Origin of the sequence: Cellulomonas sp. Leaf334 (genome assembly GCF_001424195.1) — a bacterium.
In the GTDB taxonomy this organism is placed as follows: Bacteria; Actinomycetota; Actinomycetes; order Actinomycetales; family Cellulomonadaceae; genus Cellulomonas.
Map to the genome: position 1 here is coordinate 780,312 of NZ_LMOO01000001.1, position 9,998 is coordinate 790,309.

Here is a 9,998-nt window from a genome sequence, read left to right on the forward strand (position 1 = left end):
AAGACCTCCCGGCGTGGAGTGGGACTGCTGAAGGTTCCGCTCGAGACCAGGAGGTCTTCGTGTCTCACGCTAATGCTGCTTTGACCCCGGTGATGCGCCTGCGCATCGCGCGTCTGATCGTCGATGAGGGGTGGCCGGTCGCTCGGGCGGCCGAGTGGTTCCACGTGTCCTGGCCGACCGCGAAGCGGTGGGCCGAGCGCTACGCCGCGATGCCCGACGACACGATGGGTGACCGTTCGAGCCGCCCGCACCGGATCGCCAGCAAGACCCCACAGCGCCGGGTGCGCCAGGTCGTGCACCTGCGGTGGAAGAAGCGGCTCTCACCGATCGAGATCGGTGCCCGCCTGGGGATGCCGGCCTCGACCGTGCACGCCGTGCTGACCCGCTGCCGGCTCAACCGGCTCTCCCATGTCGACATCCGCACCGGCGAGCCGATCCGCCGCTACGAGCACCCCTACGCGGGGGCGATGATCCACGTGGACGTCAAGAAGCTCGGCAACATCCCGGACGGTGGTGGGTGGCGGTTCGTCGGACGGCAGCAAGGCAAGAAGAACCGCTCTGCGACGCCGGGCACGCAGAAGAGCACCTGGTCCCAGCCAAAGCTCGGCACCGCGTTCGTGCACACGGTCATCGATGACCACTCCCGGGTCGCCTACGCCGAGATCCACAACGACGAGACCGCTGCGACCGCGGTCGGTGTGCTGCGCCGGGCGGTGTCCTGGTTCGCCGCCCGCGGCGTCACCGTCGAACGAGTCCTGTCCGACAACGGGTCGGCCTACCGGTCCCACGCGTGGCGCGACGCCTGCACCGCGCTGGGCATCAGCGTGAAGAAGACCCGGCCCTACCGCCCACAGACCAACGGCAAGATCGAACGGTTCCACCGCACCATGGCCGCCGGCTGGGCGTTCGCCGAGCACTACAAGTCCGAGACCACCCGCCGTAAAGCCCTGCCAGGATGGCTCCACCAGTACAACCACCACCGGCCCCACTCAGCCATCGGCAAAGTCCCGCCCATCACCCGGTTGACCAACCTGCCTGGGCAGTACAGCTAGGCCACCGGCTCCCGGAGCGGTCCGTACGTCGCCGCGAAGGTCCGAGGTCCGAGCACCGGCGCCAGCACGTCGCGCAGCAGCCCGGGCAGCCCCGCGAGGCGGCTCATGCGGTCCGTCATGGACTGCACGTGAGCCACCCGCTCCCCGCGCAGCCGGCGAAGCCCGTCGCCGACGCCTGACCAGTCGTCGCCGTCCAGCAGACCCGCGAGCACCACCGCGTCCTCGAGCGCGAGCGCGGCACCCTGCGCCCACACCGGACCGGTCGCGTGGACCGCGTCGCCGACGAGCACGACCCTCCCCCGGCCCCAGCGCTCGCACCGGACCTCGTCGACGGGCGCCGGGTACAGCGCCCCGCCGCCGTCGAGCGCAGCGTCCACCGCCGCCCGCGCGGTCGCGGGGAAGCCGGCGAACGCGGTCCGGAGCCAGGACTCGCCCGTCGCATCCGTGCCGCGCCGGGTGCTCGACGCGTACCCGTACACCCGCTCGGTGTCGACGGGGATCAGCAGGAGCGTGCCGCCCGCCCCGGACCACGCCGTCCAGCACTCGACACCGGGGTTGGGGACCACGAACCGCCAGCTCGACCGGGTCATCGCCGACGGACGCGGGACCTCCGCGCCCACCGCGCCGCGTACCCGGGACCGGACCCCGTCGGCACCCACGACCAGGCCGTACGTCCCGACGTCCCCGGACGCGAACGTGACCCGGGCGTCCGCCACGCCGCCCTGTACCGACTCCACCGCGTCGCCCCAGCGCACGTCGCCGTCGACCCCGGCGCGCAGGACCTCGAGGAGATCGCCGCGGTGGACGCACACCGACGGGTGCCCGGCGGCCCAGAACCTCTCCTCGTCCACGGCGAACAGCAGGCGGCCGGACGCGGTCCGGTACTCGCGTCGCCGGACGCGGACGCCGCGAGCCAGGACCTCGTCGGCCAGCCCCAGAGCAGCCAGCGCGGCCACCGCGTTGCCCGGCAGGTTCAGCCCGAGGCCCTCGTCGTCCGCCGGCGCCGCGCGTCGCTCGACGAGCGTCCACGGCCGTCCCCGCAGCGCCAGCGCCCTCGCGAGCGCCAGACCCGCGACGCCCGCCCCGACCACCAGCAGGTCCTCAGCCATGGGTCCGTGGCCGGATGTTGCGGTTGCAGCGGAACAGGTTGCCCGGGTCGTAGGCCTCCTTGATGCGTTGCAGGCGGTCGGCGTTCGGGCCGTACGAGTCGAGGACCCGGTCCTCGCCCTCGTCGGCGGTCTGGAAGTTCACGTAGCTGCGACCCGTCCCCAGTGCCTCGATCCGGCGTCCGGCGTCGCTGACCCAGCGGCGGAACTCGTGCGCGCGAGGCTCGTCGGGCGCCCACATCCCGTTGGCGCCGCTCACGTACCGCGCGTCCCTGTTGCCCACCGCCCCGTCGTCCCAGGCCCGCTCGTTGAGCGCACCGCCCAGGTGCAGGAACCCGAGCTCGGCGCCGGGGATCTCGCACTGCGCGAACAGCTCGCGTGACACGTCCAGGAGCTCGTCGCTGAGCGTCGCGTGGTAGCTGGTCTTCCAGTAGTAGTGCATCCCCGCGGGCTCGCTGTCGTCGAGGTACGACTGCACGCCGGTGTACGGCACGGGGCCGACGAGGTCGACCACCGGGTCGCGCAGGGCACGGATCGGGGCCAGCGCCTCGTCCGGTGCGGAGCCGGTGTAGCAGACGGCCATCGCGCAGACCTTGCGCCCGTGCCACGACGGGGGCACGAAGGGTTCGGGCGGGGCGTGGATGAGCATGAGCCACACCGCCAGCTCGCGGGGCGCCTCGCTGGTGAGCGCCCGGTAGGCGCGCAGGATCTCGTCGGCACGCTCGAACGGCCAGGCGACGAGGCCGCCGTGGACCAGCGGACCCACCTCGTGCAGCCGGACCGTGAGGCGCGTGACCACGCCCAGGTTCGCGCCGGCACCCCGGACCGCCCAGAACAGGTCGGGGTTCTCGTCGGCGGCCGCCCGGCGTACCTGACCGTCGGCGGTGACGATCTCGACCTCGAGCAGGTTGTCGACCGCCCAGCCGAAGCGCCGCGTGAGGTAACCCAGCCCGCCACCGAGGGTCAGCCCCGCGACGCCGACACCGGAGACGAAGCCGAGGACCGCGGCCAGCCCGTGCTCCTGCGTCGCGGCGTCCACGTCGCGGAGCAGGCACCCGGGCCCGACGACCGCGGTGCGCGCGACCGGGTCCACGGTGACCTCGTCCATCCGGGACATGTCGAGCACCAGACCGCCCGCAGCGATCGACGTGCCGGCGATGTGGTGGCCACCGCCCTTGATCGCCAGCAGCAGCCGGTGCGTGCGCGCGAACCCCACCAGGGCCGCGACCTGCTGCGACGTGCTCGGTTGGGCGACGACGGCCGGTCTGGTGCTCACCATCCCGTTCCACACCGCGACCGCGCCGGCCCAGCCGTCGTCACCGGGGCGCAGGACCCGCCCGTCAGCCAGCGCCGACAGGGTCCGCAGGTCCGCGTCCGTCAGCCGGACCGTCGCGTCGTCCAGCCCGGCCAGCTCGAGTGCCGTGATCGTCATGGTGCGCCTCCCCCGTCCGTCCGAACGCTAGGACGCGGGGGCACCGTGGCACATCGGCAGAACTGCCTATCGGTCCGGCCCGACGAGACCGTGCTCGTACGCGTACGCCGTCGCGGCGGCGCGGGACGGGAGCCCCAGCTTCCGCAGGATGTGGCCGACGTGGTGGGCGACGGTCCGCTCGCTGATCACCAGCTCGGCGGCGACCGCCCGGTTCGTCCGGCCGGCCGCCACCAGCCGCAGCACCTGGTGCTCCCGCTCGGACAGCGGTGCAGGGCGCTCCGTGGTGAGCCGCTCGGCGTCGGGCTGCGCGCCGAGGCCCCGGAACAGCGCACGGGCGGCGTCCCGCTCCAGCGCCGCGGCGTCCGCGTCCCCCAGCGCGGTGCACGCGCAGCCGGCGAGCTCACGGGACCGCGCCTCCTCGAACGGGACCGCGAGGGCCCGCCAGGCGTCCGCCGCCCGGTGCGCCCAGGAGAGGGAGGCAGCGGCGTCCGCCTCGGCGAGCAGCACCGCACCGACGGCGTGGGCCGCGCGGGCGCGCACCAGGTCGGACCCGAGGCTCTCGGCCATGGCCACGAGCTCGTCGGCCGCCGCACGGGCGCCTGCCACGTCGCCGGCCGCCAGCGCGACGTCCACCCAGGCGGGCAGGAGCCGGAACCTCGCGACGGGGTCCACCGCCTCGGCGAGCGCGCCCCGGATCGACGTCGCGGCGACCTCCACCCGGCCCTGCGCCAGGCGGACGAGCGCCCAGCCCGGCTGTGGGGAGCGGCCCCGTCTGCTGGCCTCGCGGTAGCACTTGAGCGCGGCGGCGTGGCGGCCGCACAGGCGGTGGATCTCACCCTCGACGTAGCAGGCGGCGCCCAGCGCCGGCTGGCCGGGTGGGTCGGAGAGCCGCACGCGCGCCCGGCCCGCGTCCACGAGGGCGGAGGGCCAGTCGCCGTCGAGCTCCAGGATCTCGGCCCGGTGCACCAGGCACTGCCCCCGGAACGCCACCAGGTCCGGCCGGCCGGCGCACCAGTCGTCGAGCGCACGGGTCCACTGCCGGGCCCGCGGCAGGTCGAAGGCGTCGTGGCAGGCGCCGACGACCGCGCAGTACACGAGGCCGGACACGAACGGCGACACCTCGCCCGCGGTCACCGCGACCATCGCCTCGTCGAGCAGGGCGGTGCCCTCCTGCGCCCGCAACGCCGCGATCAGCACCTCGCCCCGCCCGAGCAGCCCCAGCGCCTGCAGGTCCGCGTCACGGAACCGCACGCCCAGCGCCTCGACCGCCTCGTAGGCGCGGTTCGCAGCGGGCAGGTCACCCGACCCGGCGGCCTGCAACGCCCGCACGACGAGGACGTACCCCTGCTCGGGGCAGTCACGGGTGCTCTGCGCGAGCAGGGACGAGGCCCGACCGAGCCAGCCGCCGCTCCGGGCGGGCTCCCCGCGCAGGAGCAGGTCGAGCGCCAGCCACGCCGCGTTGCGCGCCGCCCCGACCAGGTCACCGCGCTCCTGGAGCCGGGCGTGCAGCTGCTCGCGGAGGCGCGCCGCCTCACGCTCGTGTCCCGCCAGGTACTCCGACGTCGCGAGCTCGTCCAGGTCCGCGTCCGCCGCAGCCGGCTGCCCGACCGCCCCTGCCTCGCGTCCTCCAGCGCCCATCCGCCCAGCTCCCCGTGCCTGCACCGGGCTCCCCGACCACCGGGCGCCCGACGACCCTTCACGGTACTGCGGCCCCCGCAGACGAGACGCGGGGCCGCCGCCCGTGGCAGCACGGACGACGACCCCTCACCTCACCTCAGCGACGGGCCTCGATGACCAGGTTGAACTGGGTCGTGGCCGCCACGCGGGCCGTGCCGAAACCCGCCTCCCGGAACAGCTCGAGCAGACGAGCACCGCCCGCCTGCGCACCCAGGGCGGCACCGCCGGCCTGCGACAGGCTGCCCGGCACGCACATGGTGGCGCTCGCCGCGTACCAGCTCAGCCCGAGCGGGTGGAGGTTGTCCTCCAGCCGGTCGGCCGCCGCCGGCTCGACCACGAGGAGCACGCCGTCGTCCGACAGCGCCGCGCGGGCGTGCCGCAGCGCACCGAGCGGGTCACCCATGTCGTGCAGGGCGTCAAACATGCAGATCACGTCGTACGAGCCCGGGTACGTGTCCGCAGCGGCGTCCGCGAACGCGACCCGGTCGGTCGCCCCCGCTCGCTGGGCCGCCGCCGTCGCCCGACGGATCGACTCCGCGTGGTTGTCGACGCCGAGGAACGTCGACGCCGGGAACGCCTCCGCCATCAGCAGGGTCGCGGACCCGAGGCCGCAGCCGACGTCGAGCACGCGGGCACCCGACGTCAGGCGGTCGGTCAGACCGTCGACGGCCGGGATCCACGCGTCCACGAGCGACCCGGCGTAGAGCGGACGGAAGAACCGCTCGACCCCGCTGAACAGGCGGTCGTCGTGCTCGTGCCAGCCGACGCCCTCCCCGGTGGTGTAGGCGTGGGCGAGCCGGTCGACGCCGGCCCACACCGCCGCGGTGATCTCGAACGCCCCGACGAGGGCCGCCGGGCTGTCGTCGTCGGCGAGGACCGCGGCGTGCTCGGCGGGCAGCGTGAACCGCTGCGTGGCCGGGTCGTACGTGACGTAGCCCGCGGCGGCCTGCGCCGAGACCCACTCCCGCACGTAGCGCTCCGCGAGCCCGGAGCGCTCCGCCAGCTCTGTGCTGGTCACGGGCCCGACGGACGCGAGGGTCCGCCAGAGGCCGAGCCGGTCCCCGAGGTAGGTCAGGACGCCGTTGCTCGCGATGGCGTGGTTCTGCGCGATCTGCCCGGCGAACGCCAGGACGCGGTCGAGGTCGAGCTCCGCGCCGGCAAGCACCTGGTCGGTCTCGGTCTGCTGGTCGATGGTCATGGGGTGTCCTCTCGTCGTGCGACGGCTCCGTGCCGCCTCGTGACCGACGATGGACGGCGCCGCTGGCACGGCGCTGGCACCGTGCTGGCCCCGTGCTGACCCCGTGCTGGCCCCGTGCTGGCCCCGTCCGGCACAGTGGCCACCGGGACCGGATGCGGGAGGAGACCTGGTGGCGCTGCGTGTCGAGCTGCTCGGACCGCTGCGCCTCCTCGTCGACGGCGTGCCGGTCGACGTCCCCGGCGGCCGGCGGCGCGCGGTCCTGGCGGTCCTGGCGCTGGCGCAGGGCCGCGAGGTGAGCCGCACCGCGCTCGTCGACGAGCTGTGGCCGGACGACCCGCCGCGGGACGCGACGCAGGCGGTGCAGAGCCACGTGTCCCGGCTGCGCCGCCACCTCGGTCCGTACGCGGACCGGCTGCGGCACGGCGACGGCGGGTACGTCCTGGACCTCGGCGACGGCGGGCTCGACGTGGCCGACGTCCGGCAGGTCGCCGACGCGGACGCGGCCGGCGCCCTGCGCCACTGGCGGGGCGGCGCGCTCGAGGAGTTCGCCGACTGTCCGGGCCTGGCGGTGGAGAAGGTCGCCCTCGACGAGCTCCGCCTGCGCCTGCGTGACGACGCGACCGAGGCCACGATCGCCGCCGGGACCAGCCGGTCCGCCGACGCCGCGTCCGCCGTGGCTTCGTCCCCGCTGCGGGAGCGCACGGTGATCCTGCTCATGCGGTCCTACGCCGTGGAGGGCCGGACCGCCGACGCGATGCACACCGCCGCGGCGTACCGGCGGCGGCTCGTCGAGGAGACGGGACTGGACCCGTCGCCCGAGCTCGGCACGTGGGAACGCCTCGTGGCGGCCGGGTCCTTGGCGCCCAGCCGGGCTCGCACGACGTCCGCGGTCCGCACACCGGCCGGACCGCTGGTGGGCCGCGACCAGGACCTGGCGGAGCTCCTGCGGCTGCTGGACAGCCAGCCCGTGCTCACCGTGACCGGCCCGGGCGGGGTGGGCAAGACGCGGCTCACGCTCCAGGCGGCGGCCGAGCACAGCGAGCGCACGGGTGCCGAGAGCGTCGCGGTGCGGTTGGCGGCTGTCACGGACGGGGGGCGGGTGCCCGAGGCGGTCGCCGCCGCGCTGGGGCTGCGGCTCGTCGGTGAGGCGCGACCCGCGACGGTCGCCGGGATGCTGACCGGGCGCGCCGTGCTGCTCGTGCTGGACAACTGCGAGCACGTGGTCGACGCGGTGCGGGACCTCGTCGTCGCGCTGCAGGAGCGTGCGCCGACGGTGCGGTTGCTGACGACGTCCCGCGTGACCCTGCACGTGCCGGGAGAGTTCGTGGTCCGGCTGCAACCGCTGGCCCTGCCCCGCGACGGGGACGTGGCGCGACTGGCCCACCAGCCGAGCGTGCAGGCGTTCCTCGAGCACGCCCGGCTGCGCGTCCGCGACTTCACGCCCGCGCCCGGCGACGCAGCGGTGCTCGTCGACGTCGTCCGCCGGCTCGACGGTCTCCCGCTGGCGATCGAGCTCGCGGCCGGGCAGCTGGGCGCGGTGCCGCTCTCGGCGCTGCACGAGCGGCTCGGGCGGACGCTCGACGCGCTGTCCGCCCGACGACCCACCGCCGACGCCCGCCACGAGACGCTGCGGACGACCATCGACTGGTCGTACCGCCTCCTCGAGCCTGCCGACCGTGCCGTGCTGCGCAGCCTCGCGCCGTTCCCGGCTGGCGTCGACCTGGAGACGTTCGAGCAGCTCTCCGCCGAGGCAGCCCCGGCAGCCGACCCCATCGCGGTGCTGGCCCGGCTCGTCGACCACTCCTTCGTCGACGCGGCCCACGACGACCTGCCCCGGTACCGGCTCCTGGAGACGATCCGGGCGTTCCTGCTGGACGACCTGGACGCGCGCGACGAGCGCGACGCGGCGGAGACCACGTTCCTGCGGTGGGCGTCCCGGGCCGCCGCCGAGATCGGCACCGCCGTCCGTGGTGACGGCGAGGCGGCGGCGGACCGGCGCTTGCGGGCCGAGCTGGCCAACCTGCGCGCCGCCCGCGACCTGTCGCGCGGGCGCGGCGACGTGGAGCTCCGCATCGACGTCACGCTCGCGCTGGACGACGCCGCGACCTGGCGGGACCTGACCGAGCTGTGGGCCTGGGCCGTCGAGCTCGAACAGGACCCGCTGCTGCTGCGGGGGAACCGTCGCGAGGTCGCGGTCCGGGCCTCGGCAGCGGAGGCGTCGTGGCTGCTCGGCGACCTGACCGGCGCCGCACAGTTGGCTCGCACCGCGATCGAGGCCGCAGGGGACGACCCCGGTGCCGTCAGCGCGTGGAGCGCGTCCGCAGCCGTCGCCCTCTTCCGCGGCGACCACGCACGGGCGGCGCAGGACTGGGCGGTCGCGGCCGCGCTCGCCGTCCAGCCGTCGCCGTACCTGGCGTCCGGCGCGCTGGCCCTCGGATACGCGGGCGACCGGTCCGGGGCGGCCGCCCTCCTCGACGACGCCGACCGCGCGCTGGGCGTCCGACCGTGCCCGTCGCACCGCGCCTGGCTCCGGTACGTCGCCGGCGAGGTGACCGCCGCAGACGATCCCGGCGCCGCGGTCGTGCACTACACCGCGGCGGTCGACCTCGCGCGGGGCTGCGGTGCCGGGTTCATCGAGGGGGTGGCGGCCGTCGGGCTGGCGGCGGCACGGGCGGCCCAGGGTGACGTCCGGGCGTCCGCCGAGGACTACGTCGGCCTGCTGCGCTACTGGTCGGCCGCCGGGAACCTGACACAGCTGTGGACGACGGTGCGCGACGCGGCGGTGCTGCTCGACGCGCACGGGTCCTCGGACGCGGCGGGTGTCCTGCTCCTGGCCGCCGGGTCGGCCGACGCGGCGTCCGCCCTCGTCGGCCAGGCCGCGCGGCGGGCGCGCGGGATCCTGGACCGGATCGGCGCGGACCGGGTCGCCGCGCTCGACGCCCGGGCACGGTCGATGACCGCGGCCGAGGTCGTCGAGATGGCGGTCGACGCGCTGCGGTCGGGTCTAGGCAGCCCGTCCGTAACCTGAGCGGCGCCCCGGGCCCGACCCGGTGACCGTGCTGTCGTCCGGGACGACCTGGTCCGCCTCCACCGCGGCTCGCTGCTCGACCACGACCCGCTCGCCGACGCGCGCGCCCGAGGCGATGCGCGCACCGGCGCCCACGCGCGTCCCGGCGCCCAGGTGCACGTTGCTCCCGACGACCGCTGCGGTGCCGACCACGACGTCCACGTCGATCCAGCTGCCCGCTCCGACGCGTGCTCCGTCGTGGACCACCGCGCCCGCCTCGACGTACGACGTCTCGGCCAGCCACGCCCCCTCGTGCACGTGCGCGGCAGGCGACACCAACCCGCCGCCGTGCGCGTGCCGGACGTAGCGCACGACCGTCCCGAGGTCGTCCTCGAACTCCACCAGACCCTTGATCCGTCGCGACATGCCTCTCCTTCGTCGATGCTCCTGCCCGGCATAACGATGTTGCGGCCCGGAGGTTTCCCGGAACCGCTCCGCCCGCGGCGAACACCCTGTGACAGGCTGC

The 9,998-nt window shown here is 75.3% G+C and carries 7 protein-coding genes; 2 read left to right on the plus strand and 5 right to left on the minus strand.

Annotated features, from left to right (window positions below):
• The first annotated feature begins 59 nt into the window (after positions 1-59).
• A complete protein-coding gene (locus ASF78_RS03620; RefSeq protein WP_056584943.1) occupies positions 60-1,052 on the plus strand; it encodes an IS481 family transposase in 993 nt (330 codons plus the stop codon).
• On the opposite strand, the gene ASF78_RS03625 is transcribed toward ASF78_RS03620, so the two are convergent.
• From ASF78_RS03625 to ASF78_RS03640, 4 genes are all read right to left on the minus strand, one after another.
• Positions 1,049-2,161: an FAD-dependent monooxygenase gene (locus ASF78_RS03625; RefSeq protein ID WP_056584944.1), complete on the minus strand. Its 1,113-nt coding sequence runs from the start codon at positions 2,159-2,161 to the stop codon at positions 1,049-1,051. The genes ASF78_RS03620 and ASF78_RS03625 overlap by 4 nt on opposite strands.
• Entirely contained in the window at positions 2,154-3,590 is a 1,437-nt protein-coding gene (locus tag ASF78_RS03630) for an FAD-binding oxidoreductase (protein WP_082494774.1), read from the minus strand. The genes ASF78_RS03625 and ASF78_RS03630 overlap by 8 nt, the downstream gene beginning before the upstream one ends.
• A 66-nt stretch (positions 3,591-3,656) precedes the next feature.
• Positions 3,657-5,228 carry a LuxR C-terminal-related transcriptional regulator gene (locus ASF78_RS03635; protein WP_056584946.1) on the minus strand — a complete coding sequence of 524 codons (1,572 nt, stop codon included), beginning with the start codon at positions 5,226-5,228 and terminating at the stop codon, positions 3,657-3,659.
• Between the two features lie 136 nt (positions 5,229-5,364).
• Complete coding sequence (locus ASF78_RS03640; protein WP_056584948.1) at positions 5,365-6,465, minus strand: trans-aconitate 2-methyltransferase; 1,101 nt, start codon at positions 6,463-6,465, stop codon at positions 5,365-5,367.
• Between the two features lie 169 nt (positions 6,466-6,634).
• Here ASF78_RS03640 and ASF78_RS03645 point away from each other — a divergent pair, with 169 nt between their 5' ends.
• Positions 6,635-9,493 carry a BTAD domain-containing putative transcriptional regulator gene (locus ASF78_RS03645; RefSeq protein ID WP_056584949.1) on the plus strand — a complete coding sequence of 953 codons (2,859 nt, stop codon included), beginning with the start codon at positions 6,635-6,637 and terminating at the stop codon, positions 9,491-9,493.
• Here ASF78_RS03645 and ASF78_RS03650 read toward each other — a convergent pair.
• The gene (locus tag ASF78_RS03650; RefSeq protein WP_056584951.1) at positions 9,470-9,898 is read right to left on the minus strand and encodes a hypothetical protein; all 429 of its coding nucleotides are present in this window, start codon (positions 9,896-9,898) and stop codon (positions 9,470-9,472) included. The two genes, ASF78_RS03645 and ASF78_RS03650, sit on opposite strands and share 24 nt — an antisense overlap.
• Between the last annotated feature and the right edge of the window lie 100 nt (positions 9,899-9,998).